This is a genomic window from Hungatella sp. SB206 (genome assembly GCF_051132295.1).
GTDB lineage: Bacteria > Bacillota > Clostridia > Lachnospirales > Lachnospiraceae > Hungatella > Hungatella effluvii.
Genome location: NZ_CP096603.1, coordinates 6,806,753 through 6,832,603 on the forward strand (window position 1 = coordinate 6,806,753; position 25,851 = coordinate 6,832,603).

The window sequence follows — 25,851 nt, forward strand, 5'->3', positions numbered from 1 at the left end:
ATCGTTCAGACTGATGAGTTCAGTTCCATTCTTATTGACCGTACATTTCTTTGATCGTCTTATTGGTTTCTTCCAGTACGGTTTTAATATCTTCATTATTGACAACGATCCGTTCGATCGCCTTTGTCACCTCATTCATGGCATTGTCAAACATCGCATTGGTAGCCGGAAGCGGGCTGGCCGTCTCAGACTGTTTGTTAAATACTTCCATGAAGTAATCTTCGTTCATCTCCGGAAGAGTCGCTATGGATTTTCTTGCGGAAAGCACTGCGTTGGATTTGTGGTATTTCACCATGGCATCCTTTCCGATTAAATATTCCACCAGGCGGACTGCTGCTTCTTTATGCTCTGATTTTGCAAATACACCCAGCTGATGCTCTGTATACACCGTCTCACTGCGTCCGGTCTTTCCTGTCGGAATCACGGCGATTCCCATCTTCTTGTCAAAATCCTCTCCCAGTCCGCTGCTGCTTCTGAATGCGCTGCGTCCCATATCGCCATCGAAGATGATGCCGATCTGGCCTGATGCAAATAAACCTCTTAAATCCTTGATTTCCAGACCTGCCGGAATTACTTTTTCATCCACCAGCTGTTTGGTCCACGTGAGCGCTTCCACATTGCCTTCGTTATTTAAATCAACGTTTCCGCTGTCGTCAACAAAATGACCGCCGTACGTATAGAAAATGCCGTTAAACACGGTACCGGTGTGGGCTACCTTGCCGGTTGGGATTCCCAGGCCATAGAGTGTATTGCCTGCATCGTCTTTTCCGAGCTTAGCAATGGCCCTGGCCGCTTCCGTCATCTCTTCCCATGTTGCCGGCGCTTTTTCCGGGTCTAAACCGGCCTTGGTAAATAAGTCCTTATTGTAATACATGGCGATGGGATGCGGTGCCCAGGATAAGGCCTTTACCTTTCCGCCATACGTCGTTCCCGATAAATAGCCGGGATAAATATCGTCCAGCACATCTCCGGAGGCCAGATCATCCAGTTCTGCCAGGATTCCCGCTCCGTTAAATGCGCTCATCATCTGAGAATTTCCCATGATGACATCGGCTGCATTGCCGGAGGTTCCTGCGATTAAGACCTGATCCTTATACTGGTTGAACGGGATCGCCTGGGACTCCACCTTGATGTCGGGATTGGCCGCCATGAAATCATTCAGAAGCTCTTTGAAAATATCTGAAGTGGCTTCCTCCGCCTCCAGCCAGTTGCTCATGGTGATCGTCACCTGTTCTCCGGATGCGCCTTCCCCTTTCGTCTCTTCCTTTTTCGTCTCCGCCGGTGCGGCAGTCGTCGTCTCCTTCGGCGCGGCGGTGGTAGCTGATGTGTTGTTACCTCCGCATCCACTTAAGGCTAACCCACTGACCATTACGGCTGACAGTACAACAGCAAGCGTTTTTTTCATAAAAAAATCCTCCTTTTTTCTATTTCGGTTTGCTTCATTCCGCTTAACTTTTATACTCTCATTATAACAGAGGCTGATCAAAAGAGAAGGGACCCAAAATTTTGTTTTAGTGCTGTTTTTATAGTTTTTAAGTTTATTATGCATGATTATTGTGCACTTTATCTCTCCCCATTAGGTGTGACTCCGTATTTCTCCTTATAGATTCGTGCAAAATGCTTTGTGCTGCTGTATCCTACCATTTCCGCGATATTCACGATTTTTAAATCTGTATTTAAAATCAGCTTTCTCGCCTTTTCCATGCGTAAGTCCGTTACGTAATCGATATACTTTTTCCCCGTCTGTTTTTTAAACAGCGTGGAGAAGTAGGCCGTGTTCATGTGAACCACCTGGCTGACCTCCTCCAGGCTGATGTTGCGGTAAAAATTATTTTCTATGTACTGGACCGCCCTGCCGATGCTTCCGCTCTCCTCCGGCACCGTCCCCTTCTCTTCCTTCGTCTCCGCCTGCTCTCTGATCCCCAGGAGGCGCGAGGTGCAGTCTGTCAGTTCAAAACGGTTGACCGGCTTTAAAATGTATTCCCGCACTCCGCACCGGATCGCCGTTCTGGCATACTCAAAATCCCGATACGCGCTGATCACCACATACTGGGTCGTAATTCCCGCGGCCAGCGCCTTCTCGATCATGGCCAGCCCGTCCAACACCGGCATGCGGATATCCGTGATGACCGCATCCGGATTCCACACAGCCATGGTCTTATAACCCTCCATGCCGTCACCGCACTCCCTCACCTCGATATCCCCGTAGAAATTCTCCAGAATCTTTCTGATCCCCTGTCGTATGATCGCCTCATCGTCACAGATCAAAATCTTTATCATCGTCCTCTTCCCCCTCTTTCCGCAGCGGAATTCTCAACGAAACAATCGTTCCAATTCCATTTCCCGAACGCAGCGTCACCCGGCTGTTTCCCCCAAACAGAAGCTTCAGGCGCCTGCTTAAATTCCGCAGCGCAAAACAATCCAGAGTCTCCTCCTGGCTGTCCGGCATTAACAGTTCCCTGATTCTGGCGATGCGCTCTGCCGGAACCGCCATACCGTCGTTAAAAATCCTGATTACAAGGAACCCACGCCGCTTTAAAACGGAAACCAGCAGGCGCTTGTGCTCCGGCGTATCCTCGAAACCGTGTTTAAATGCATTTTCCACCAGCGGCTGCATGGTCAGTCTCGGAATCTTTTCCGCCATGCACTCCTCATCTATTGCGTATTCCACGAGAAAACGGTCCGGGAAACGGATTTTCTGTATGGTCACGAAATTCCGCACATTCTCGACCTCTTCTCTGACCGCCACAAGGGTGGACGGCTCCATGGAATAGCGCATCATCATGGAAAATGCCTGTGCCATATCCACAATCTCATAATTATCCCGAATCAGCGCCAGCATGGAGATGCTCTCCAGCGTGTTGTAGATAAAATGAGGGTTAATCTGGCTCTGAAGCGCCTTAAGAGTAGCCTGCTGGCTTTCAATTTTGACCAGATACTCGCTTTCAATCAGGCGCTTCATATCCTTTACCATGGTATTTAAGCTCTGTACCAGTTCTCCGATCTCATCGGGATGATCATCGCAGACGACCACGTCTAAATTCCCTGTGGCGATCTCCCTCGTCGCATCCCGCAGCGTGATGATTCTCCTGGAAAACCAGTCCGCCAGCAGCTTGTCGCTGAGATAGATCAGGATAATAAGGACTACCATGCCGATCAGGAAATAAATCAGGGCCGCGCCGTAGCCTCTCTGCAGTTCCTTTAACTGAAGCCGGAACTCCACGTCCTGCCCAAGAGCCGAGGAATGGGAGTACACCGGGACGAAATGGCCGCCTTCCCTGTAGGAGTCGGAGATAATCTCGTTTCCACTGCAGATGATCTCATCCCCGCTGCCCTCCACCAGATCGTAAAAAGGCTGAATCATCTTCTGTTTATCCAGCTCCACATAGACCAGACCCTGTACCTCTCCGTTCTTGACGCTGACTATATTGGACGCCAGAATCCAGACCGGCCTCCCGTCCTGCAGGGAATCTCCGTCCTCCCGGACAAAGGATGTATCCCCCGCCAGCAGTGCCTCAAACCAGGGCGCACCGGCACAGGCCGCCGATAGATCCTTGTCGGAAAAGTCTCTGGAAAACGTCTTATCGGCCTCCTTAATGTAGATGGATATCGCGCCTGTTCGTCTTCCCACAGTGCTCATATTGGTCAGGCGGTTCCTGATAAAATCCCTTAAATCCAGCTTTTCCTTATAGGTTCCCGTCACGTAATCATCAATGGCATTTTGTACATTGATGTCCGTTACCATCAGATTCATGCCCTCCTGTGCCTGTGCGAAATACGAATCCAGTTCTTCCACCGTCTTGTCCAAAAGCATCTGAGACTGGCGTTTTGAATTCTCCACGCTGACATTTATAAACACGAAAAAAACGATGGCAAAAATTATCATAATCGGTATAATTGCCACCAGCCAAGTCGATAAAGTAAGTTTTTTCTGAATGGACGCGTTACGGTAGCGTTCCATTTTCCAGACTTTTTTCATATTTCCCCAATCCAGTTTTTATCCAATTCTTATTTATTCTTTAATGGATTCTATTATAGCATCCCGGACTGAAAATGACAATTTCCCCTGTTCCTTCCGGTATCACGAGCTTCGGCCTCCGCATAAAATGATATATCTATGAGAAAGCAGGTGAAGCAACATGGCACACGTATCGAATCAGGCACAGCTGGCCGCCGCGCTGTACCGTCAGGAACCCTCCATACAGATAACCGCTGATTTCCCCCTCACTTCCCAGCTGAATATCCTGTATGATGTTGCGATAGAAAGTCTTGCGCCGTATTCCCTTCATACGCTGTTCAAGGATCCGGGCTATGACGGCTTTCTGTTCCGGATCTTCGGAGGCGGCGCCCTCCGGCTTGCAAACATCACCCTCGACGGTCGTTCAGAGGACCATGATCCGGCTTCCGTGCTGGCGCGTTCCCTCATCTGCGTGACGGACGGCTCCCTCTGTCTGGATACGCAGTCCGTGTTAAAAAATAACAGATCCTACAGCGACGGCGGCGGAGTCCGGATCTGCGGCGGCACCGGCTGTACGAACCGCTTTGAAATGAACGGCAGCGCAAGGATCACCGGCTGTTCCACCCGGGCAAACGGCGGCGGGGCGGCGGTCTCCTTAAGCAGTCCCGACGACTGCATCTCCATCTCAGACCAGGCCGTGATCGACCACAATTCGGCTCTGAACGGAGGCGGACTCAGTTTCACTTCCGAAATCCCCTGCCTCGGCGGCACCCTGGCTGTCATGGAACAGGCGCGGATCACGGACAATGTTTCGCATTTTACAGGCGGAGGCATCTCATTTTCGGGATACCGGCCGGGAGACAGCGCGCCCTCGCTTCTCGTGCTGGATGGATCAGTCGTTCTTTCCGGGAATACCGCCGTTCACGGAGGCGCCGTCTTCTTTTACGGAGCAAACTGCGGAGACCGTATGATCGTGACGGATGGCGTCACAATTGCCGCCAATACGGCCGCAGGGACGGGGGGCGGCATCTGCTGTCTGGCGCCCACCGCGGGGGCGGACCTCCTGATCACCGAATCTGCTGTCAGCGGCAATACCGCGGGGACCGGAGGCGGCATCTATCTGCTCACGAATTTCGGCGGAGCCGTGACGTTTCTTGATAGCCGCCTGTCTGACAATACGGCGCAAAGCGGCGATTCCGGGTCCGGCGGCGGGCTGTGGTTTAAGAACACCGCCGCTGACCTGCCTGCCGTCATAACGTTAAACGGGACCGAGATAAACCATAACACGGCCTCCTCCCGCGGAGGCGGTATTGCCGCTTCCGGGCAGTCACGTCTCACCTTCTTGAGCGGATCTGTCCATGACAACCGTTCCTCCCGCTACGGCGGAGGCGTCTGGCTCCGTGACCGGAGTGTATTTGCCATGAACGGCGGTGAAATCCTGGATAACCACGCCGTCTACGGCGGCGGCTTCTACAACGATACCGGCGCAGCCCTGCTGATCACCGGCGGCACCGTCAGCCGAAACAGCTCGGACGCGGGAGGCGGCATCTATAACGCAGAGCAGTCCAGCGTCACCCTCTCCTCAACCGGGGATTTCGGCGGTGAGGGCACGAACACCGCCGCCCTGTACGCACCGGGCATCTACAACAGCGGAGAGCTCCGGGCCGAAAACACACGGGTCATCACAAACGGTGTCTATCTCTCCTCGCAAAACTCCATCGTCAGGATCGTAGGGCCGCTGGCCGCCGGTTCCAGGATTCAGATTGACAGCTCCGGCTATGTAAGCCCCAACGACGCTGGCATTCCCATCGTAATAGCCGAGGCGGCTCCTCCCTACCGGCAGCTGACCGAGACGGACCGGGAATCATTTTTAAAGCCGCCCTCCGGCTTTGATGGATGGGAAATACGGCTGAGCGGCGATTTGACCCAGATTCTGCTGGCGCCGCCTTTGTTTCCTTAACTATTTCTTCCTCACCGGATAACACACCTCCGTCACCATTTTCTCCGGATCCGATGTGTCGTGGGGGCTGACATGGTAGATGCAGAACGAAGCACCATCGTACTCGTAACCGTTGTCGTGAATCCAGCGGGCTACCGCCTCGTTGACTCTGGTAATCTGTGCATAGCTTCCCTGGTAGGTAGCGGAAGCGATCAGCACAGGCGGCACGGTCTTAAATTTCACATGCTCCGTGTCCTTATATGTTCCTGCAACAGAAATCTGAATCTCCACATCCACATCCTGCTCCTTGTAACCTTCATCGTGGAAGACAGCCAATCCATACACCGGGGATGCCATCTGCAGATTCTGACTGCCCGTCTCCCCATGGAGAATTCCCCATAAAATATGCTCCTGGTCGTAGGCCGGAATCACTTTTCTGACACTTGCGACATACCTCTCCGGCAGAGTTTTTAACGTTACCTGATAATCCATCATATTTCCATCCTCTCTGATCCATTCGATGGTGTTATCAAGAAGCTGCAGCTTCGTACCGATGTCGCCCAGCTGGTCCTCCAGCTCTTTCTTCTTAACCCGGAGAAACTTTTCCATTTCCTCCGGTCCGCCGCAGCAGTTTAAGATTTCGCGGATAACCGTCAGGCCAAATCCCATGGATTTCAGGCTCTGGATCTGCCCCGCCACGGAGAGCTGGTCCTCCCCATAATACCGGTAACCGGTGGCGGGATCGACTACTCTTGGTTCCATAAGGCCGATTTCATCATAATGGCGCAGCATACGGATACTGATTCTCGACAGCTTTGAAAAATCACCAATCTTCAACATTTTGTCACCTCACATATATGTGTTTTTGAGCTCAATATCACTATAGACCGTACCACAGTGTGAGAGTCAAGCCCGAATTGAAATATTCTCCCGCCATCTGAACTGTTACAGCATTTCCCCCATATACCGCTTCAGCGGGCTGATCCCGGGATCATACAGAAGCTCCACTGCATTTAGAATATCCTCTTTTAATGCCGCCTTTAATCCATCAGCAGCCTCATTCCTCAGGCAAACCGGTTCCTCTCCCCCGGTTTCTGTCCATAGCGCCACATCCTCCAGCTCAAAGGGCCCGTTCCGGAAATGCCCCAGCAGGCATCCTCTAAACGCACCATCAATCAGCAGATATCCCAGCACATCGTATTCCGGGTGTGTAAATGTATCCTTCAGCCAATGCTCATTGGACTTCACCAGAAAATCATTTTTGTGGAGAATAAAAACGGAATGTTTCTCCGTTTCCTTTGGTACATTCTCCACTGTATCAGACGGATCCCCCTCCAGCAGCTGTAAGTCCTCTCTGCGGACGTATCCCCCTTCATACGGCGCCAGCGTTCCATTTGATTCCAGCCGTTCCAGCACGCCTTTTATTTCCTTTAATGGAAGCCTGTAGAAGGACCTCACCATGGCCGCGTCAATCCAGACATTCAGCCACACAAACCGCCTTACCAGTTCCTCTTCCGCCTCCTCCTTCGTATACCGTTCCAGATTCACATCGGGAAACTCAGATTCGAACGGATACCAGGCGCGATCCCATTCGCTGTCCGCCTGATCTTCGAATACGAGGAATTTCTCCTGCAGGCGGTGCAGGGCGGGCGTGATCTCCTTCGTCAGCATACCCGTGAACTCCTTCATCACATGGATCGTCATCGGGCCTTCCCGGTTCAGAAGTTCAAAGAGTTCCAGTTCCGTATCCGTAAGAGGCTTGTCCTTCCGATAGACAGCCGCGAACAGCTCCAGTTCGTCCGCATAAATGTAGGCAATATTACCATTCTGGAATCTTCCCTTCAAAATAGTACGGCTTCCCCTCATCTTATAGCAATACTTCCTGTCGTCAAATGCCGCGCGGTATAAAAGCTCCGGCGGAGAGCCCGGACAGCTCCAGTATACGCAGAGTACGGGAGACATCTGCTTAAACAGCACTCCATATTCCTTCTTCCCGGCGGGCTTTGTAAAATGCTGGCGTTCCAGACGCAGCTTTAAATATGTATTTCTATTCAACTGAACATACCTCCATGTCATTTTATCCTGATCGCGCATTTTACGAAATGTTTATTCGTTGTGCATTCACTACACACTTTCACCATGTGAGTTCCCGTTTACGCAGAAATACTCATACATAAACGGGAACTCTCCCTATATCACTGATCTGCTGACCGCTCTTCGTTGTCCTGGTACCACTCCATATTCTTCCTGTTGATCCATTCCGTGGAAACGTCCATCGCCGCCCGGCACGCATTGGTCTGATCCAGCGCATTCAGCATGACAAAATCATGGATGATCGCCTGGAAACGAAGCGCCGTCACTGACACGCCTGCCGCCCGCAGCTTTTCGGCATAGGCCTCACCCTCGTCTCTCAGCACATCCGCCTGGCCGTTTAAGATCATGGCCTGCGGAAGATCGGTAAGGTGATCGGTACATGCCCTTAACGGAGATGCGGTGATCTGGTTTCTGCAGCATTCCGATGTGGTGTACTGATCCCAGAACCACATCATGCCCGCCCGGTATAAATAGTAGCACTCCGCAAACTCACAGTACGACGCCGTATCGAAACAGGCGTTGGTCACGGGATAATAGAGAAGCTGCTTGTGGATAGCCGGCCCCCTTCTGTATTTGGAGAACAGCGTCATGGCGATCGCCATATTACCGCCCACGCTGTCTCCGGCCACGGTCAATGTATTACCATTCAGCCTTCTTCCCATCTGTTCAAACAGCTGGGGCAGCTGGCAGAGTACACTGTAGCACTGCTCAATGGCGGTCGGATAACACGCCTCGGGAGACCGGGTGTATTCCGGGAAAATGACCGTACAGCCGGTCCTGGCGGCCAGCTCTCTCACCAGCTTCTCATGCGTATGGAAACTCCCGAATACCCATCCGGCCCCGTGAATGTAGAAAATCACATTTTCTGCAAATTCACTGTTTATCGGTGTTACCCGGTATACGGGAATGCTTCCCCAATGGCCTGTCTCGACCATGGAAGCCTCCACCTGGGCCGGATACATGTAGACCGGCGCGTCCTGGGCCTTCTCCAGCACCCGGCGTCCCTCTTCCGGCGGCAGTTCAAAAATCAGCGGCGGAACTGAATTCTCAATACAGACAGTCTCCGCCGCCGGTTCCAACAGTACTCTTCGATTCATAGATTTCTCCCATCTGATATGATGTTCTAATGGCATCCTATTCAGAAAAGCAGAATCTGGACCTTAAAAATTACGCCGTCAAAGCTGACCCGCATGATTCCATGATACTTATCCACAACCTTCTCCACGGAGGAGAGACCAATCCCCACTCCGCTGTGTTTTGTGGAGTAATACTTCCCATCCTTTAAAATTACATCCCGCTGATATGTATTCTGAATCTGAAGGACCAGCTGTTTCCCTCTCATTTCCGCCTGAATCTCCACATGACCGGCGCCGTCCTCCATACCGCTGCACGCCTCCAGCGCGTTCTCTAAAAGATTGCCGAAAATAATGCACAAATCCATATCGGAAACATCCGGTATCTCCGAAAGATCCGCGCTGATATCCAGCCGGATCCCGGCTGCCTCCGCTGCCGCCGCGTAATGGCGCAGTATGACATCGGCAATATGGTTCCGGCAGATGGAAGTCTCTGTTCCCTCTATATACTCCGGAATCAGCTCTTTTACATATTCCTTCAGCCCTTTTATATCCTCCGCCTCCACAAATCCGTTGATGGACAGGAGATGGTGCCGCCAGTCATGCTTCAGCCGCGACGTTTTTTCGATGCTCTCCAGAAGTTTACCGTACTGCTCCTTCTGCAGCGTGAGCTGGGCCGAAACCGTTTCCGCCTGCTGTACCGCCGTAATTCCCTTGTACGCCTGAATTAACATCTGCAGCGTCACGTAAAAGAATGCATAGGTGGCAAACGACCAGAGAATCACGAAAACCACGTCACCCGGCCCCGTATGGACCCCGGTTATCCAGTAATCATTGACAATTTTCACATAGAATATCAAGTACGTCAGCGCCGGAATAATCCAGATATAGTTCCAGAAAGAAAGTGACAGCCGAAAATCAATCACCTGCTTATACAGCTTTGCCATTAAAAGCCGCAAAAGAGGCGTATAGGCCGCCAAAACGGCCAGAACCAGCACCATCTTCGTCGTCTCCGCCGCGGAATCCAGGTTCAGCAGATTCCCGATCACCTTTGCAATCGCCACAATATTTACATATAAATTCAGCGTCACCAGCACTATAAAAAGGATTTCAAAGGCGCTGCCCTTTATCACAATCCGGAATACCACCACCGACACCAGAAGCCACAGACATATCCCATAAATGTTATATTCCCGCAGCGGCGATCCCGGAACGAGAAACAGGATGGTAACTGCCGCGGTCACCGTTATATCAAACAGAAACAGTGCAGCCGACCTCCAGTATCCCAGCCGCAGCCGCGATTTGAATGAGAAAAACAGGAAAAATGCGAATACGCAGCAGCAGCACATCACCCGCAGCGTAATGCATGCCATATCCACCAGCGTCATACTCATCTGCGCGCGATCCTCACTTTCCGCAGCCTGCCCTTAATTGGTTTTTCCTGAAGCTTTTCCAGTACCTCCTGACCCTTACCGTTTAGAATCTCCACGTATGTCAGGCTTTCCCTGATGTCAATAATACCGATATCTTCCGCCCCAATCCCATCGATATTGCAGATCGTCCCCACAATGTCCACTGCGCGCATCTTCGATTTTCTCCCGCCCCCGATTGAAAGACGCGTGATTCCAGCGTTTAAGGCGGCTCCCTTTTGCGCTTTCGGAGCCCGCCTCTCCCTCTGACGCGCCCAAAAGGCCTTCGTCATCTCCTCATCCGGTTCGGGGCATGAAGTCACCGGAAGTTCGCGCCCCATATAGGCTTCCACCATATGAAGCATCCGCTCCTCGTTCTCACACAGGAGACTTACGGCTCTCCCCTTTTCTCCGTTTCTTCCTGTCCGGCCGATGCGGTGTACGTAGGTCTCACGGCCGCCCGGGAAATCATAATTCACTACGAGATCGATCTTATCGAAATCAATCCCCCTGGCCGCAACATCGGTTGCGATCAGATAGCGGAATCCGCCTCTCCGGAAAGCGTCCACTGTTTTTAAACGCTCCCTCTGCTCCATTTCTCCATGAATCATCCCACAGAATATCCGGTCTCTCTTAAGCTTCTGAAGGAGCACATTTACCATCTCTCTGGTTCCGCAGAATATCATGCAGCTCTCCGGGTTTTCCAGAATCAGAACCTGTTTCAGCAGGTCGTATTTCTCTTCCTGGTCCGTGCGGTATACCGCCTGGGAGATCGCGGGTTCCTCTTCCTCTGTATCCGCCTCCGGGGCAATCATGACGGCGTCCGCCATATACTCATCCACCAGGAGCCGCACCTTCTCATCCAGTGTAGCTGAGAACAGAAGAACAGTTCCGCCTTTCGGCAGAAGAGCCATGATCTGTTTCACCTCGTCCAGGAACCCCATGTCCAGCATGAGATCCGCCTCGTCGATGACCAGATACCGGATCCCGGTGAGTTTTAAACAGTCCCTCTGAATCAGATCCATGACGCGGCCCGGAGTTCCCACGACAATGTGAGACTTCTGTTTGATCGTGCGTATCTGCTTATCAATCGGAAAGCCGCCAAAGACCGCCGGGACCTTCAGGCGTTTGCCTCGTCCTATGTGAAACAGCTCGCTGCTCACCTGGACCGCCAGTTCCCTGCTGGGCTCCAGAACCAGCGCCTGCGGAAGATTCTCTTCCCAGACAATCTTTTCACAGAGCGGAATACCGAATGCCGCCGTCTTTCCCGTCCCCGTCCTGGACCGTGCCGCCACATTCTTTCCTTCCAGAACCGCAGGGATCACTTCCCGCTGTATCTCCGTTGGTTCGTGATACCCCAGGAGCTCCAATGCACGGACGATCTCCTTAGAAAGGGCGTACGGAAGAAATCCGTTGGGGGACACCGTATCTGTATTCATCTCTATTTCCAAACCACTTTTATTCTCTGACATAATTAAATTCCTTCCATAGTAAGAAAACTGAATTCCGGATTCCTCCCAATAAAATAAAATCAGAAGGCAGGCCATACCATAACCTGCCGGCTGATTTTATTATACAATGGATTGAAGCCAGAATCTACTGGCAAATATAGTTCCCATACATACTGTCTCTCTCACCGGTCTGCCCTGGGAAGGAAAGGCGGGCATACGGATCAGAGAACGACGTTTCCTGCTACTGGAAAAATAGCAGGAGCATTCCGGCCGCCACCGCCGAGCCGATGACACCGGCCACATTGGGGCCCATGGCGTGCATCAGTAAAAAGTTGGAGGGGTTGTATTTCTGGCCTTCCTTCTGTACCACGCGGGCCGCCATCGGGACCGCGGAAACGCCTGCGGCGCCAATCATGGGGTTCACTCTGCCATTAGACAGTTTACACATCACCTTGCCAAGCAGTACACCTCCGGCGGTTCCCACCGAAAATGCGATCAGGCCCAGAACAATGATCTTTAACGTATCCACCCGCAGAAATGCGTCCGCGCTGGCCTTTGCCCCAACAGTAATACCCAGAAAGACAGAGATAATATACATCAGGGAATTCTGTAATGCATCCACGAGGCGTGGGACACAGCCTGATTCTTTTATTAAATTCCCCAGCATCAGCATGCCGATCAGCGCGCCTGCCGACGGCAGAAGCAGGACCGTAAATAAGGTTACCACGATAGGAAATACGATCTTCTCCGTTTTACCGACCGCTCTCAACTGCTCCATCTTGATCTTCCGCTCTTTCTCTGTCGTGAGGAGACGGATAATCGGCGGCTGTATAATAGGTACCAGCGCCATATAGGAATAAGCCGCGATGGCAATGGCTCCCAGCAGATGCGGGGCCAGCTTGCTGGTTAAGTAAAGCGCCGTCGGCCCATCCGCGCCTCCGATAATTCCGATGGACGCGGCTTCCGTTCCCGCAAAGCCCAGCATAATCGCTCCGATAAAGGTTAAGAAGATTCCCAGCTGGGCCGCTGCCCCTAAAAGGAGACTCCGCGGGTTGGCCAGTAACGGACCGAAATCCGTCCCTGCGCCGATGCACAGAAAGATCAGCGGCGGATAGATTCCTAAATTGGTTCCCTGGTATAAATAATATAGAAGGCCTCCATTTTCGTCCCCCACCGCGGCGGCCATCAGGCCGGTTTTCGGAAGATTCACCAGAAGCATACCGAACGCAATGGGAATGAGAAGATAAGGCTCATATCCCTTATGAATCGCCAGATAGAGAAAGAGACAGGAAATTGCGATCATAATAAGTTCGCCGGGCATATGCAGGCCAAACAGCACGGTATCGCACTGAAACAGCTGTGAAAATCCGCTGCTCTTCCAGAACTCCAGTAAAATTCCATTCATCCTTTTAGCCTCCTTAAGAGATTTCGAGCAGCGGATCCCCTGCTGCCACGGAAGCGCCTTTTGAGGTAATGATGGAGGTCACCGTGCAGTCGCGCGGGGCGATAATCTCATTTTCCATCTTCATTGCCTCGATGATGACCAGCACTTCGCCGCATTTTACCGTCTGTCCGGAAGCTGCCGGAACCCCCAGAACGATTCCCTGAAGAGGCGCGGTGATCACTTCACCGCCTGCGGAGGCGCCGTTTCTCTTTTGCTCTGCAGCTGCTCCAGTTCCTCCTGCGGATTGATTCTGCGAAACAGGCCTCGCCGGCGCCGCATAACCACCGTCCTGCGCATTCCGGTGAATCTCTTCCACTTCCACCTCATGAACCACACCGTCAAGCACGATCCGAAATATTTTTATTCCCATGGTTTTAACTCCTTTTCCTGTTCTTTATCGTATGGATTCCTGTCGAGCATTTCTGGCCCACGCGCTGTCATAGTCTTCCACTCTGGTAATTCTCCGCACCACAATTTCGTCCGGATCCGCCGCCAGATATGCAGCAACCGCTGCAGCGACAAGTACCGCATCGCTTTTGTTTCCAGCTGTCGGCCCGGCGCCGGGCTCCTGTGAGGAAGGCACACCCTCCCGCCGTCTTAAAAGCCAGGCGCAGAAATCAATCATTAAGGAGAGCAGAAGCAGCACCAGAAACACAATCAGTATACTGAATCCGGAAATCAACAGCGTATCCGCCACAGTCACACTATCACCAAACATGACACACCTCCTACAATGGAATATTTCCATGCTTTTTCGGCATTTTCTGAACCCGCTTGCCGCGGAACGCCTCCAGCGCGCTGATAACGCGTTTTCTCGTCTCGGCCGGCATAATGACGTCATCCACATATCCTCTGGAAGCCGCCACATACGGATTCATCATTGCCTCCTGGTACTCGGCAATCTTTTCCTTCCGCCTGGACGCTCCGTCGGAAGCGTTCTTTATCTCTTTGGAGAAGATAATGTTAGCAGCCCCATCGGCTCCCATTACTGCAATCTCAGCATCCGGCCACGCAAAGACCGCGTCGGCTCCCAGATGTCTGGAGCACATTCCGATATAGGCCCCACCGTATGATTTTCTCGTGATTACCGTTATCTTCGGTACTACCGCCTCGCTGTAAGCGTACAGCATCTTGGCGCCGTGACGGATAATTCCATTGTGCTCCTGCATCGTACCGGGCAGAAATCCCGGCACATCCACCAGTGTAAGGAGCGGTATATTAAAGGAATCACACGTACGGATAAAACGCGCGGCCTTGTCGGAGGCATTGATATCCAGGCATCCCGCCATGGCCTTTGGCTGGTTTGCAATCACTCCCGTGCTCCGTCCTCCCATATGAATGAATCCGGTAATGAGATTGGGGGCAAAATACTCCTGATATTCCATGAACTGACCGCCGTCTGCCAGGGCTTCGATGACGGCCTTCATGTCATAGGGCTTCCCCGGGTTCTCGGGTATCAGTTCATTTAGGGAGTCAGTCATACGGTTCCAGTCGTCGCACAGATCCATTTCCGGCGGGTTCTCCATGTTGTTCTGAGGGAGATAGCCCAGCAGTTCTTTGATCTGCCGGATACAGCTGCCCTCATCCTCCGCCATATAATGGGCCACTCCGCTGATCGCATTATGGGTTCTCGCTCCCCCCAGCTCCTCCGCTGTCACCGACTCCCCCGTGACAGCCGCGATTACCGAAGGACCGGTTATAAACATCTGGCTTGTATTCTTTACCATGAAAATAAAATCCGTCAGGGCCGGCGAGTACACAGCGCCGCCGGCGCACGGCCCCATAATCACGGATATCTGGGGAATCACCCCGGAAGCCATAGTATTGTTATAGAAAATACGCCCATAGCCCGCCAGGGCATCCACACCTTCCTGAATGCGCGCTCCCCCCGAGTCATTAATGCAGATCATGGGGGCTCCCGCCTTCATGGCTGCCTCCTGCGTCTTTACAATCTTGTCCGCATGCATTTCTCCCAGAGAACCGCCTATCACGGTAAAATCCTGGGCAGTGGCATATGTAAGCCTGCCATTCACCGTTCCATATCCTGTTACGACGCCCTCTCCCGGGGACGGCTTCTTCTCCATGCCGAAATTCGTACAGCGGTGTTTCACAAATAACCCCGTCTCCACAAAGCTTCCTTCATCAAACAGCGCCAGAAGCCGCTCATGGGCGGTCATCTTCCCGGCCGAGTGCTGCCTTTCAATGGCCTTTTCACCGCCGCCCAGCCGTAGTTTATCCTTTAAAATCAACAGTTCTTCCTGTTTTTTTGTAGCCAACTCCCTTTCCCTCCAGACCGTCACTCAGACTTTTTTCTAAATTGCTCCGGCACACGATATAAACCGCCGGACAGATCGGCAATCTCTTCCAAAGATTTCGCCGCTAAGAGTTCACGCTTCGCCGCGTCAGGTGAGATGGCAAGATCCTGCGGATACGCTACCTTTCCTTCTCTCCGCATACGTTCGATCTCCCCGCTGCCCACCATGGAGCCCACCGGCGTTCCCTGTGCGATACACCCCAGCATCTTCGTGCGCTCTTCTGCGTTCTGCGCCTGGTAGAGATAGGCGATTCCCTGCTCCGTCACCACGTGAGTCACATCCTCTCCGTAGACCATGACAGGAGCCGCATCCATGCCGGCCTTTCTGCCGATCCGAACGGCATCCAGTTCCGGCACAAAGGCCGGGCCGTATTTGCTCTGGCTCTTTGTCATCTGAACCACCAGCTTCCGCCCGGAGGCCATGGAACCGGTCAGCGGAGCCATGTCGCGCCATGCTTTTGTCGTATGGCGGCGCCCGCCGGTGCTGTTTCCCATGTTGGGGGCACCGCCAAAGCCGCTGAGCCGTCCGCCCGTCACGGTCGAGGAGTTTCCCTCATAATCCATCTGGAGTGTGCCTCCCAGGAACAGGTCGATCCCATAGAGCCCTGCCACCTGGGCGGCCGCCCTGTTGGACCGGAGCATGCCAGCCTTTCCGGTAAAGAAGATGTCAGGTCTCGCAGCGGTATACCGCTCCATCCCCAGTTCTCCGCCAAAGGCGCATACCTGTTTCACCCAGCCCGCTTCCACAGCCGGGATCAGAGTGGGATGGGGATTCAAGACCCATTTGGTACAGATTTTCCCTTTCAGTCCCAGATAATCTCCAAAAGTAGGAAGCAGAAGTTCAATCGCCGCGCCGTTGTAGCCGATGCCGTGATTCAGGCTTTCCACACCGTGCTTTGCATAGATTCCCTTGACCGTCATCATGCCCATCAGAATATGGGCCTCCTGAATCTGGGCCGGATCTCTGGTAAACAATGGTTCCATGGGATACGGCTCGTCCGCCTTCACAATATAATCCACCCAGCCGCCCGGAATATCAACCCGAGGAAGGTCCCCCTCTCCCACGATCTCGTTGACCTGTGCGACGACAATCCCGCTCTTAAATGCGGCTGCCTCCGACAGCATGGGCGTCTCCTCCGTGTTGTAGCCGGTGTATAAATTTCCGTTTGAGTCCGCTTTGTCCGCAGCAATCAGGCAGACATTGGGCGTCAAATCCACATACAACCTGCCGTACAGCTCCAGATACGTGTGGATGGCCCCGATTTTCACGGTGTCCTCCGCCACCATTTCCGCCAGCCGCCTGCTCTGTACCCCGGCGAAGGAAAAATTGATCTCCGACGCTATCCCTCTTTCGAAGATATCCAGGTGCTCATCCCTGGAAATCGAAGGAATAATCATATTCAGATCATGGACTTTTTCCGGATTCACTTCCTTAAGCGCCTCTGCTAAAAATGCAGCCTGCTTCTGATTGCAGCCCTCCAGAACAACTCTGTCACCCGGCCTTAAAATACTCTCTAAAAATGGAACGATCTCTTCTGTCCCGACTCGTTTTCCCCTTGCATAACCGGCGGCCTTCTCCATCCGTTCCGCCTTTGAACGGCGTTCTTTATTCCAAATCATGCGCTCTCCCCTTTCTTAAAATGCGTTCCTGATAAAAAAATAATAGCATTGACTTTTTATAACGTCCAATATATACTTTGTTACATAATGATATCTATATTGTTATAAAAGAGGGCGTATTCATGGACATTCATTCTCTTACTTATTTTAAGAAAGTCGCGGAGCTTCAGCACATCACCAGGGCTTCCGAAGAACTCCACGTAGCACAGCCTTCTTTAAGCCGCACGATTTCCCGGCTTGAGAAGGAACTGGGAGTCCAGCTGTTCGAGCGTTCCGGGAAGAACATTATCCTGAATTCCTACGGCGAGATTCTCTTAAAGCATACGAACCGGATTCTACAGGAGCTGAAAGACATCGAGCAGGAGATCGGTGATGCGGCCGGGGAGCGCAGCCGTACCGTAACGCTCTCCCTCTATGCGGCTTCCAAGCTTCTGCCGGAACTGGTCATGGCGTTTAAACATGAATATCCTTCCATACGGCTTCAGATTATCCAGGAAGACTTAACCAAGAATCAACCCGACGGATGCGACCTGACCCTGTTTTCCTCCATGCAGCCGTGCACGCAGGATCATTCCGCCTCCCTGATCGAGGAAGAGATTCTCCTGGCCCTGCCGGAGTCCAATCCGCTCTCCAAACGGGAGAACTTAAACTTAAGCGAGGTGGCGGGCGAAGAATTCATATGCCTCCAGCAGGGAAAGAGCTTGCGAACCATCACCGACACCTTCTGCAAGATAGCCGGTTTCGAGCCGTCCGTCGTGCTGGAGAGCGACAGCCCGGAGACCGTCCGGGAACTGATCCGCGCGGGCATCGGCATCTCCTTCATCCCCTCCATCACCTGGCAGGGCATGGGCACGGAGAACATCGTTCTGGTCCCCATCTCCTTTCCGCAGTGCAGACGCTACATCAACTTATCCTGGCGTGCACAGGGATATCTCTCTCCTGCCGCAATCCTGTTCCGCGACTTTGTTCAGGATTATTTTAAGACATTCCAACATTTACAAGCAGATTCCCCCACCTCTTAGGTGGCGGTTAAGGCAAATTTTATTCAGTGGTGGTGCAATTCACTTCTGAATGTCGAAGCCTCCGGCGGATGTGCAGAGCGCCCCAAGGTATTATGTCATGCAGGGCATGATGGGCGCTCGCACCAATTCGCCGGGCGAATTGAAAAATAGACACACCAACACCGGCCTGGGGCTTCTGCCTCAGGCTATTATCATACCTCCATTCATATCACCTGCAGCATCAATCATTTCCCCTGATACATAACAAAAAAGGCATAAGTCTATGAATGTATTAGTATTTTACATTATGGCGTTTTGCACATATAATTCCTTATATAGCAAATATTTTTGTCACTATTGCAGTATGCAATTGGGAGAAGGCACAGATACTTACTTTTTATCGCAAATCTATCGGGCAAAAGAGAGGAGGAACCATAATTATCCGGGGGGATGCTGCTGCTGCGGAGAAGTACTGACGGCTGTGCCCAGTCATTCATTTCTTGAAGGAAGGGGTACTTTTATCATGACAAAAGAGACAAAAAAGAAGCTCATAAGCGAAGCTGTCGCCATCGCTGTGGGCCTTGGCATCGCTCTGATTCCCGCACCCGGGGGGCTGGAACAGAAGGCGATGTGGACAATGGGTCTGTTAATCTGGGCTATTATCAACTGGATGACCAACGCAATCCCCGATTTTGTGTGCATCTTCATCATGTGCTGTACGTGGGTTCTCTTAGGAATTGTGCCGTTTACGACGGCATTTGGAAGTTTCTCGGGAACCACGGTCTGGCTGCTCATCGCGGCCATGGGAATCGGCGCCGCCGTAACGAAGAGCGGACTGCTGGCAAGAGTCGCGCTCTGGATCATGCGCGTCTGCCCGCCGACCTTTAACGGGCAGGTTCTGGCCCTGCTGGGGTCCGGTGTCATCATCGGCCCGTTTATTCCCTCCACCATTGCCAAGGTGTCCATCGTAGGCGCCATGGCCACCGACATCGGCGAGAAACTGGGATTCGAGGACCGCTCCAAGGGCATGGCCGGCATGTGGTCCGCCATGTACGCAGGCTATACGCTGTTAAGCCAGGCGGTATTGAGCGCCTCCTTCTTTTCCTACATCATCATGGGACTACTCCCGGAAAATGTACAGGCCCAATTCAGCTGGATGTTCTGGCTGCGCGCCATGCTCCCGTGGCTCATTATCTGTACCATTGCCAGCTACTTCGCCATCCGGATCCTTTACCGGCCCACACAGGCTCCGAAGCTGATAAAGGAAGACGTCAACAAGATGCTGACCGACTTAGGCCCCATGTCGAGAAATGAAAAGATCACGCTGATCGTGCTCGTTGCCTGTATCTTCTTCTGGGTTCTGGAACGCACCTTAAACATTCCGGCAGCCATCACAGCCGTATTAGGCATGTCCACGCTGCTGGCCCTGGGCGTCATTACGCCGAAGGACTATAACAGCCGTATCAACTGGAGCATTATCGCATTTATGGGCGGCGCCATCAACCTGGCCAACGCCATCACCACCGTGGGAATCGACACCTGGCTCGGTAATACCTTCGGAGCCTCCATGGCGAGTCTCATCAGCAATCCGTTTTTATTCGTCTTTGTCATTGCCACAGTCGCCCTGCTGGCACGTTTCATCATCGTAGATATGACCACCTGCTACACGCTCTTTATCGTAATCCTGACTCCGTTCTGTCTCCATGCAGGCATGAGTCCATGGATTGCGGCCATGGCGTCCTACTGCGTGGTATACCCGTACTTTACCAAGTATCAGAACATCAACTTTCTCGCCGCGTTCAACTCGGCGGGCGGAGATGAGAAACTCAGCCATACCATGCTGGTGCCGTTCTGTCTGGTCTTCCACATCGTAAGCATTCTGGCGCTGACCGCAAGCGTGCCCTACTGGAAGATTCTGGGACTGATCCCGTAGAAAAACGGCGGTACGATAATCCGCCGCTCATATAACAATTCAAACTTACAACAAAGAGAAAAGGAGTGCAGATATTATGTCTAAAAAAGAAGCAGTCAAAGAAATTACTCACACAATCGGTGATACACTGCCTAAATTAAGAGCCGCGGCCGTTCAGGCGGCTCCCGTATTCCTAAACCGCGATGCGACGATTCAGAAAGTCGCACGCCTGACAAAGGAAGCAAAAGATAACGGCGCGGATCTCGTAGTATTCCCAGAATCCTTTATTCCTACCTTCCCGCTCTGGTGCCTGTTCCTGCCGCCGGTAGACCAGCATCCATTTTACAAAAGACTGTTTGAAAATGCAGTCACCGTTCCAGGACCTGCCTTTCATGAACTGCAGAAAATTGCCCGTGACAACAGCATCTTCCTATCCGTCGGTATCTGCGAAAAGAGCACGTCCAACTTTGGGACGATGTGGAATACCACCCTGTTGTTCGACCGGGAAGGCAACATGATCGGCCACCATAGAAAGCTTCTTCCCACATGGGGAGAAAAGCTGGTATGGTCGTTCGGCGACGGCTCTTCGCTCAATATTCATGATACGGAGATCGGCCGGATCGGTTCCCTGATCTGCGGCGAAAATTCCAATACTCTGGCCCGTTACGCCCTGGTAGCCCAGGGAGAGCAGGTACATATCTCCGTTTATCCTCCCTGCTGGCCGACCAGCAGAGAAAAAGGCAACTACGCCGACTGCCTGCGCGTCCGTACCTGTGCTCACGCATTTGAGGCAAAGGTATTCAATATCTGTTCTTCCGCCTCCCTCGATGAGGATGCCATGGAGCAGATGTCCATGGGCGATCCCGCTTTAAAGGAATGGCTCCACAACCAGTCCTGGGCCCTCACCATGATCGCAGGCCCTAACGGACAGCCGTGCTGCCCATCGATTGAGAACAACCAGGAAGGAATTATTTACGCCGACTGCGACATTGCAAATGAAATCACGGCAAAGGGAATCCACGATATCGCAGGAGCCTACCAGCGGTTCGACGTCTTTCAGCTCCATGTAAACAAAACGCCCCGGGAACCGGCATACTTCTACGATGAGGGAATCGGAGAATCCCGCGAATATATCCCTTATGAAGAGGAAGACACTGAATAAAACGACCCGAAGGAAGAACGTTCCCCCATTCCGCCCCATACAGCAAACCAGAAAAGAAGGCCGGTCCGCAGCAGATGCGAACCGGCCTTCTTCCGGCAGAAAACTGATTATTTTTTATTTGATAAAGCTGACGTGCCTGTTAATTTCCTCCACAGCCTCGTCCTTTCTCTGGTTAAACACCACCTTGTTCTCCTCGAACAAGTTTCTTCCATGGGTATCGATGGAGACGATCAGGGGGCCAAATTCCCTGATTCTGCATACCCAGAGTGTCTCCGGCATTCCCAGGTCACGCCACTGCGCGTCCTCAATCTCCTCGACACAGGTGGCGGCCACGACCGCACATCCGGCTGGGAATACACAGTGAATCGCCTTTCCTTCCCGGCATCCTTCCATGGTCTTCTCTCCCATGCCGCCCTTTCCGACGATGACCCTGACTCCGGTCTCCTCGATAAATTCCTTCTCAAATTTCTCCATACGCATGCTGGTGGTGGGACCTACGGATACCATCTCAAACCTGTCATCAGAACCCGGAATGGGCCTTACAATAGGGCCTGCGTGAAAGATGGCTCCGCCCCTCACATCGACCGGAAGCTCCCGGCCTTCCTCGATCAGTCTGCGGTGCGCCACATCACGGCAGGTTACGATATGGCCGGATAAGTATATAATATCTCCAGCATGGATATCTTCCAGATCTTCCGCCCGAAGCGGTGTCGTTAATACCTTCTTCTCCATTATAACGTTACCTCCTTATGAGATGTGATGGTATAGTTTAAATCCTTATCAAACTCGATGTGCCCTTTTCTGTGCGACCAGCATCCGACGTTGACCGCCACGCCGATGGTGGATGGATGGCGGGCCGTATTCTCGATATGCACGCCCATGACGGAATAGCTTCCGCTCATGCCCTGAGGCCCTAAGCCGATCTTATTGATCCCGTCTTCCAGCATGCGTTCCAGGGAGGCGGCTCTCTCGTTGGGATTGTGAGTTCCCAGGGGCCTCATTAATGCCTTCTTGGACAGCAGGGCCGCCGTCTCCACGGAGGTAGCCACACCGACGCCTACCAGAAGAGGCGGACATGCGTTCAGTCCATAGCTGGTCATCACGTCCATGACGAACTGGGTTACTCCCTCGTATCCGGCTCCCGGCATCAGCACCATGGCCTTTCCGGGAAGTGTACAGCCGCCTCCCGCCATGTATGTATCGATACAGCACGTATCGCAGTCCGGGACGATCTCCCAGAATACGGTCGGCGTTCCCTTTCCCACATTCTTGCCGGTGTTGTACTCGTCAAAGGTCTCCACGCTGTTGTGGCGGAGGGGTGCCTTGATGGTAGCCTCGATCACCGCTTCCTTTAACAGCGCCTCCAGTTCTCCGATCAGTGGAAAATGGACTCCGCATTTCACGAAAAACTGCAGGACTCCCGTATCCTGACAGCAGGGACGGTCCAGCTCCTTCGCCAGCGTCTGGTTCTTAAACATGGTATCGTAGATGGTTTTGGCCAGCGGGCTGGTCTCCTTCTCTCTCAGTTCTTCCAATTTCGCATAGACGTCGTCGGGCAGTACCTTTCCCGAATAAGCCACGAACTTCGCCATGGTGTCTGTCATCTGTGCAACAGCCTGTTCCTTGTTCATTTCTTACATCCTCCTTGTTATATGCACTTTGCGGCTGTTTGTGGGCCGCTTATGTACAGTACTAGAATCATTATTTCCCGGTTCCTACGGATAGAACGGGAAGAATATGGGCAGCAGCACCAGACTCACAACCGTGGATACCACGATGAGCGGAAGCCCTGCTTTTACATAATCCATAAATTTATACCCGCCTGGCGAGATGACCATGGTGTTGGCAGGCATGCCGATGGGTGTCGCATAGGCACAGGAGCCGCCGATTACGGTTGCCATGAGAACGGCTCTCGGATCCGCGCCCATACCGGCTGCGATCGAGACGCTGATCGGAACCAGCAGTGCCGTCGTCGCCGTGTTGGACATAAAGTTTGTCAGCACACAGGAGATCATGAATACGGCTACCAGCAGCAGGAACGGAGACGCATTCTTACCGAGAAGTCCAATCACGAAATCGGCGATGGCTGCTCCGGCTCCCGTGGTCTCCAGCGCTTTTGCGAGGGCCAGCGTTCCGCCGAATAAGAAGATCGTCTGCATGTCAATGGCCTTGTAGGCCTGTTTTTCACTGATAACTCCGGTTAAGACCATGATCAGCGCACCGACACATCCGGTTATCTCCAGCTTGATTCCAATCTGCTTCTCAAAGATCATTCCTAATATCGTACAGACTAAGACAACCAGGGATACGCTCTGCTTCCACTTCGGAACGCTGCTGTAGTCCACCTGTTCATCGAAGGTGCTGTCCCCGTCGGTCGGCGTCTTGTCCGGCAGGAATTTATAACCGATGGTTGCAAAATAGATGATGCCGCAGATCAGCATAGGCAGGCCGATCTTGGCATATTCGAAGAAACCGAAGCTCATTCCCATCTCCTGCAGGGCGCTCTGGGCAATTAGGTTGCCCGGTGCTCCGATCAGGGATAAGTTACCGCCCAGAGCCGCCGCAAATACCAGCGGCATCAGAAGTCTGGATCTCGAATACCCGGACTTTGCCGCAATACCGATTACGACCGGAATCAATACGGCCGCCGTACCCGTGTTGGATAAGAAGCCCGACATCAGGCCCACCACGATCATGATGGTGACGATCAGCTGGCGCTCCGTCTTTGCAAACCTTGTAACCACGCCTCCGATCTTGTTGGCCATTCCCGTCTCAAAAAGCGCGCCCCCGACAATAAACATGGCCACAAACAGAATGACATTGCTGTTCGTAAAACCCGCAAATGCGTCTTTCGTGCTCAGCACTCCCGTAAGCACAAGGCCAATACACACGATCATCGACGTGACTGCCAGTGGAATCCGTTCCCACACGAACATCACAATGGCAAACAAGAGAAACAACAGTGTAACAACTACTGGATCCATAAAGCCCCTCCTTTTTCATTGGATACTCTTTTGATATTTGATATATGATAATGTATCCATTTGTTATCCTAATCATACGCCTCGGCAGATCCATTTGTCAAGGCGTTTGTTTGATTTCGTTGTTTTGTACGATTTTTAGTGATGATTTTTATTCAATTCCAACAATCCCGGCCTTTATTTAATCCCATCAGTCCGTCTCGAATCTGGTGAGGATGTTCTTCATGCTTCTGATAATATGGTCATTCATCAGCTTTCTGGCCCGGCTGCCGTCGTGGGCCTTCATGGCGTCGAGAATCTTCTTGTGCTCGTAGATGGAAATCTTGGCATAATCCTCTTCCGTCACCTTGTGTCCCATGGACAGCCCATTCCACATGGAGGAGAGAAGCGATTTCATCTTCTCGTTGTCCGCCGCCTCCCAGATTCCCATATGGAACGCCTGGTTATATCTGGAGTATTCCGCCGAATCGTTGTCCTCCAGCGCCTTTTCGGCAATCTGATACGCCTGATCCACCGCGGATAAATCCACGCCCTCGGCGCTGGCCCTGGCCGCGGCCTCCCCTTCCAGGACGGCCCTCGTCTCGTAGTGATCCCGGATGGTCTTTTCATTGATCCCCTGGACTACAGCCCCCTTGTTGGGGCGCAGCTTAATCAGCCCGTCTCTGGCCAGAATCTGAAATGCCTCCCGCACCGGTGTCGTCGAGACGCCCACCAGCTCGGCGATTCCTTCCAGCGTGATCTCCTGCCCTTCCTGCAGCTCCCTGGAAAGAATGGCTTTTCTCAGGATAGACGCTACCTGCTCCCGGGCCGGAAGCAGCTTTACCTTACCCAAATTATTCATACGTTTCCTCCTTACTGATCAGCAGGCAGTCCGCCATACGGCCGTAGTAACGGTTCATGGCGGCCCTCAGCGCCCCCTCATCCCCGCTCGCTAGCGCGGTCCCCACATCGGTCATCAGTTCCGCAGCCGCATTTCCCCGTTTTAATCTCTCGACCGCATAGGAAACGTAGCTGTCTAAAAGGCGCAGAAACAGCTGATGAATATAGGAGTTCTTGAGGCTGGCCAGTGCATACCTATGCCAGGCCATCTCGGCCCCGGCGGCGGCCTTCTGTTCTCCGTTTCCCGCCGTCTCTGCCAGTTCCGACAGCCGGAGAAGGAGCTCGTCCCTCTTTTCCTCCGGTATCATCAGCAGGATCTCCGTCTCCATGGCGGCGGCCATGCGAAAGGTGTCCCTCACCTGCTTTTCTTCCATGGCCGCAACCTGCATATGGCGGTTGGGGAGGCGCACAATCAGGCCTTCCTGCGCCAGAGACTGAAGCGCTTCCCTGACCGGCATGCGCGACACCCCCAGCTGTTCCGCGATCAATTCCTGCGTCAGCTCCTCGCCCGGCCTCATATTACCGGCCAGAATCTCGCTGCGTATGGCGGAAACGATATAATCTTTTGTCTGTACTGCACTCACTGTCTCCATGTTATCACTCCTGTTCTTCCG

The 25,851-nt window shown here is 52.7% G+C and carries 22 protein-coding genes; 4 read left to right on the plus strand and 18 right to left on the minus strand.

Annotated features, from left to right (window positions below):
- Positions 1–31: 31 nt before the first annotated feature.
- From M1L66_RS30275 to M1L66_RS30285, 3 genes are all read right to left on the minus strand, one after another.
- A complete protein-coding gene (locus M1L66_RS30275) occupies positions 32–1,405 on the minus strand; it encodes an ABC transporter substrate-binding protein (protein ID WP_187020416.1) in 1,374 nt (457 codons plus the stop codon).
- A gap of 158 nt (positions 1,406–1,563) precedes the next feature.
- Positions 1,564–2,280, minus strand: a complete 717-nt coding sequence (locus tag M1L66_RS30280) for a response regulator transcription factor (protein WP_025531541.1) — start codon at positions 2,278–2,280, stop codon at positions 1,564–1,566.
- A complete protein-coding gene (locus tag M1L66_RS30285) occupies positions 2,258–3,979 on the minus strand; it encodes a sensor histidine kinase (RefSeq protein ID WP_187020418.1) in 1,722 nt (573 codons plus the stop codon). The genes M1L66_RS30280 and M1L66_RS30285 overlap by 23 nt, the downstream gene beginning before the upstream one ends.
- A gap of 160 nt (positions 3,980–4,139) precedes the next feature.
- Between M1L66_RS30285 and M1L66_RS30290 the strand changes: the two genes are divergently transcribed.
- The gene (locus M1L66_RS30290; RefSeq protein ID WP_187020420.1) at positions 4,140–5,918 is read left to right on the plus strand and encodes a hypothetical protein; all 1,779 of its coding nucleotides are present in this window, start codon (positions 4,140–4,142) and stop codon (positions 5,916–5,918) included.
- On the opposite strand, the gene M1L66_RS30295 is transcribed toward M1L66_RS30290, so the two are convergent.
- The 10 genes from M1L66_RS30295 to mdcA all read right to left on the minus strand — a co-directional run bounded on the left by M1L66_RS30295 (position 5,919) and on the right by mdcA (position 17,302).
- Positions 5,919–6,737 carry a MerR family transcriptional regulator gene (locus M1L66_RS30295; protein ID WP_187020421.1) on the minus strand — a complete coding sequence of 273 codons (819 nt, stop codon included), beginning with the start codon at positions 6,735–6,737 and terminating at the stop codon, positions 5,919–5,921. It abuts the gene before it with no gap.
- 105 nt (positions 6,738–6,842) lie between these two features.
- Complete coding sequence (locus tag M1L66_RS30300; protein ID WP_434689347.1) at positions 6,843–7,952, minus strand: DNA glycosylase AlkZ-like family protein; 1,110 nt, start codon at positions 7,950–7,952, stop codon at positions 6,843–6,845.
- A 140-nt stretch (positions 7,953–8,092) separates the two neighbouring features.
- On the minus strand, positions 8,093–9,088 hold the full coding sequence (locus tag M1L66_RS30305) for an alpha/beta hydrolase (protein WP_434689349.1): 996 nt from the start codon (positions 9,086–9,088) through the stop codon (positions 8,093–8,095).
- 41 nt (positions 9,089–9,129) lie between these two features.
- Positions 9,130–10,458: a sensor histidine kinase gene (locus tag M1L66_RS30310; RefSeq protein WP_187020425.1), complete on the minus strand. Its 1,329-nt coding sequence runs from the start codon at positions 10,456–10,458 to the stop codon at positions 9,130–9,132.
- A complete protein-coding gene (locus tag M1L66_RS30315; protein ID WP_432764178.1) occupies positions 10,455–11,945 on the minus strand; it encodes a DEAD/DEAH box helicase in 1,491 nt (496 codons plus the stop codon). Before M1L66_RS30315 ends, M1L66_RS30310 begins: the two co-directional genes overlap by 4 nt.
- Positions 11,946–12,165: 220 nt before the next feature.
- On the minus strand, positions 12,166–13,245 hold the full coding sequence (locus M1L66_RS30320; RefSeq protein ID WP_434694355.1) for a sodium ion-translocating decarboxylase subunit beta: 1,080 nt from the start codon (positions 13,243–13,245) through the stop codon (positions 12,166–12,168).
- 97 nt (positions 13,246–13,342) lie between these two features.
- On the minus strand, positions 13,343–13,738 hold the full coding sequence (locus tag M1L66_RS30325) for an acetyl-CoA carboxylase biotin carboxyl carrier protein subunit (protein ID WP_187020429.1): 396 nt from the start codon (positions 13,736–13,738) through the stop codon (positions 13,343–13,345).
- Positions 13,739–13,762: 24 nt separating this feature from the next.
- Positions 13,763–14,086 carry a sodium pump decarboxylase, gamma subunit subfamily gene (locus M1L66_RS30330; RefSeq protein ID WP_434689352.1) on the minus strand — a complete coding sequence of 108 codons (324 nt, stop codon included), beginning with the start codon at positions 14,084–14,086 and terminating at the stop codon, positions 13,763–13,765.
- A 10-nt stretch (positions 14,087–14,096) separates the two neighbouring features.
- Positions 14,097–15,644 (minus strand): acyl-CoA carboxylase subunit beta, encoded by a 1,548-nt coding sequence (locus M1L66_RS30335; protein WP_434689354.1) that lies wholly within the window; start codon positions 15,642–15,644, stop codon positions 14,097–14,099.
- A gap of 20 nt (positions 15,645–15,664) precedes the next feature.
- Positions 15,665–17,302, minus strand: coding sequence for a malonate decarboxylase subunit alpha (gene mdcA / locus M1L66_RS30340; RefSeq protein WP_434689356.1), 1,638 nt, complete (start codon positions 17,300–17,302; stop codon positions 15,665–15,667).
- Positions 17,303–17,424: 122 nt separating this feature from the next.
- Here mdcA and M1L66_RS30345 point away from each other — a divergent pair, with 122 nt between their 5' ends.
- The 3 genes from M1L66_RS30345 (at position 17,425) to M1L66_RS30355 (ending at position 21,377) form a co-directional block, all read left to right on the plus strand.
- Positions 17,425–18,324 carry a LysR family transcriptional regulator gene (locus M1L66_RS30345; protein ID WP_187020435.1) on the plus strand — a complete coding sequence of 300 codons (900 nt, stop codon included), beginning with the start codon at positions 17,425–17,427 and terminating at the stop codon, positions 18,322–18,324.
- 502 nt (positions 18,325–18,826) lie between these two features.
- Complete coding sequence (locus tag M1L66_RS30350; protein ID WP_434689359.1) at positions 18,827–20,236, plus strand: SLC13 family permease; 1,410 nt, start codon at positions 18,827–18,829, stop codon at positions 20,234–20,236.
- A 76-nt stretch (positions 20,237–20,312) separates the two neighbouring features.
- Complete coding sequence (locus M1L66_RS30355) at positions 20,313–21,377, plus strand: carbon-nitrogen hydrolase family protein (protein ID WP_187020439.1); 1,065 nt, start codon at positions 20,313–20,315, stop codon at positions 21,375–21,377.
- A gap of 114 nt (positions 21,378–21,491) precedes the next feature.
- Here the strand turns inward: M1L66_RS30355 and ttdB are convergent, their stop codons facing one another.
- The 5 genes from ttdB to M1L66_RS30380 form a co-directional block, all read right to left on the minus strand.
- Positions 21,492–22,109, minus strand: a complete 618-nt coding sequence (gene ttdB, locus M1L66_RS30360) for a L(+)-tartrate dehydratase subunit beta (RefSeq protein WP_187020441.1) — start codon at positions 22,107–22,109, stop codon at positions 21,492–21,494.
- Positions 22,109–23,008 (minus strand): L(+)-tartrate dehydratase subunit alpha, encoded by a 900-nt coding sequence (gene ttdA, locus M1L66_RS30365; protein WP_187020443.1) that lies wholly within the window; start codon positions 23,006–23,008, stop codon positions 22,109–22,111. Before ttdA ends, ttdB begins: the two co-directional genes overlap by 1 nt.
- 84 nt (positions 23,009–23,092) lie before the next feature.
- Positions 23,093–24,361, minus strand: coding sequence for an SLC13 family permease (locus M1L66_RS30370; RefSeq protein WP_110321719.1), 1,269 nt, complete (start codon positions 24,359–24,361; stop codon positions 23,093–23,095).
- A 187-nt stretch (positions 24,362–24,548) separates the two neighbouring features.
- A complete protein-coding gene (locus M1L66_RS30375; RefSeq protein WP_025530027.1) occupies positions 24,549–25,199 on the minus strand; it encodes a GntR family transcriptional regulator in 651 nt (216 codons plus the stop codon).
- Positions 25,192–25,830 carry a GntR family transcriptional regulator gene (locus M1L66_RS30380; RefSeq protein WP_187020444.1) on the minus strand — a complete coding sequence of 213 codons (639 nt, stop codon included), beginning with the start codon at positions 25,828–25,830 and terminating at the stop codon, positions 25,192–25,194. Before M1L66_RS30380 ends, M1L66_RS30375 begins: the two co-directional genes overlap by 8 nt.
- Positions 25,831–25,851 lie beyond the last annotated feature (21 nt).

What these genes read in the sequence shown, in the direction of transcription:
- M1L66_RS30275 (WP_187020416.1), bottom strand. Translation starts at nt 1,405, where the DNA reads ATGAAAAAAACGCTTGCTGTTGTACTGTCAGCCGTAATGGTCAGTGGG.
- M1L66_RS30280 (WP_025531541.1), bottom strand. Translation starts at nt 2,280, where the DNA reads ATGATAAAGATTTTGATCTGTGACGATGAGGCGATCATACGACAGGGG.
- M1L66_RS30285 (WP_187020418.1), bottom strand. Translation starts at nt 3,979, where the DNA reads ATGAAAAAAGTCTGGAAAATGGAACGCTACCGTAACGCGTCCATTCAG.
- M1L66_RS30290 (WP_187020420.1), top strand. Translation starts at nt 4,140, where the DNA reads ATGGCACACGTATCGAATCAGGCACAGCTGGCCGCCGCGCTGTACCGT.
- M1L66_RS30295 (WP_187020421.1), bottom strand. Translation starts at nt 6,737, where the DNA reads ATGTTGAAGATTGGTGATTTTTCAAAGCTGTCGAGAATCAGTATCCGT.
- M1L66_RS30305 (WP_434689349.1), bottom strand. Translation starts at nt 9,088, where the DNA reads ATGAATCGAAGAGTACTGTTGGAACCGGCGGCGGAGACTGTCTGTATT.
- M1L66_RS30310 (WP_187020425.1), bottom strand. Translation starts at nt 10,458, where the DNA reads ATGAGTATGACGCTGGTGGATATGGCATGCATTACGCTGCGGGTGATG.
- M1L66_RS30315 (WP_432764178.1), bottom strand. Translation starts at nt 11,945, where the DNA reads ATGTCAGAGAATAAAAGTGGTTTGGAAATAGAGATGAATACAGATACG.
- M1L66_RS30320 (WP_434694355.1), bottom strand. Translation starts at nt 13,245, where the DNA reads ATGCCCGGCGAACTTATTATGATCGCAATTTCCTGTCTCTTTCTCTAT.
- M1L66_RS30325 (WP_187020429.1), bottom strand. Translation starts at nt 13,738, where the DNA reads ATGGGAATAAAAATATTTCGGATCGTGCTTGACGGTGTGGTTCATGAG.
- M1L66_RS30330 (WP_434689352.1), bottom strand. Translation starts at nt 14,086, where the DNA reads ATGTTTGGTGATAGTGTGACTGTGGCGGATACGCTGTTGATTTCCGGA.
- mdcA (WP_434689356.1), bottom strand. Translation starts at nt 17,302, where the DNA reads ATGATTTGGAATAAAGAACGCCGTTCAAAGGCGGAACGGATGGAGAAG.
- M1L66_RS30345 (WP_187020435.1), top strand. Translation starts at nt 17,425, where the DNA reads ATGGACATTCATTCTCTTACTTATTTTAAGAAAGTCGCGGAGCTTCAG.
- M1L66_RS30350 (WP_434689359.1), top strand. Translation starts at nt 18,827, where the DNA reads ATGACAAAAGAGACAAAAAAGAAGCTCATAAGCGAAGCTGTCGCCATC.
- M1L66_RS30355 (WP_187020439.1), top strand. Translation starts at nt 20,313, where the DNA reads ATGTCTAAAAAAGAAGCAGTCAAAGAAATTACTCACACAATCGGTGAT.
- ttdB (WP_187020441.1), bottom strand. Translation starts at nt 22,109, where the DNA reads ATGGAGAAGAAGGTATTAACGACACCGCTTCGGGCGGAAGATCTGGAA.
- ttdA (WP_187020443.1), bottom strand. Translation starts at nt 23,008, where the DNA reads ATGAACAAGGAACAGGCTGTTGCACAGATGACAGACACCATGGCGAAG.
- M1L66_RS30370 (WP_110321719.1), bottom strand. Translation starts at nt 24,361, where the DNA reads ATGGATCCAGTAGTTGTTACACTGTTGTTTCTCTTGTTTGCCATTGTG.
- M1L66_RS30375 (WP_025530027.1), bottom strand. Translation starts at nt 25,199, where the DNA reads ATGAATAATTTGGGTAAGGTAAAGCTGCTTCCGGCCCGGGAGCAGGTA.
- M1L66_RS30380 (WP_187020444.1), bottom strand. Translation starts at nt 25,830, where the DNA reads ATGGAGACAGTGAGTGCAGTACAGACAAAAGATTATATCGTTTCCGCC.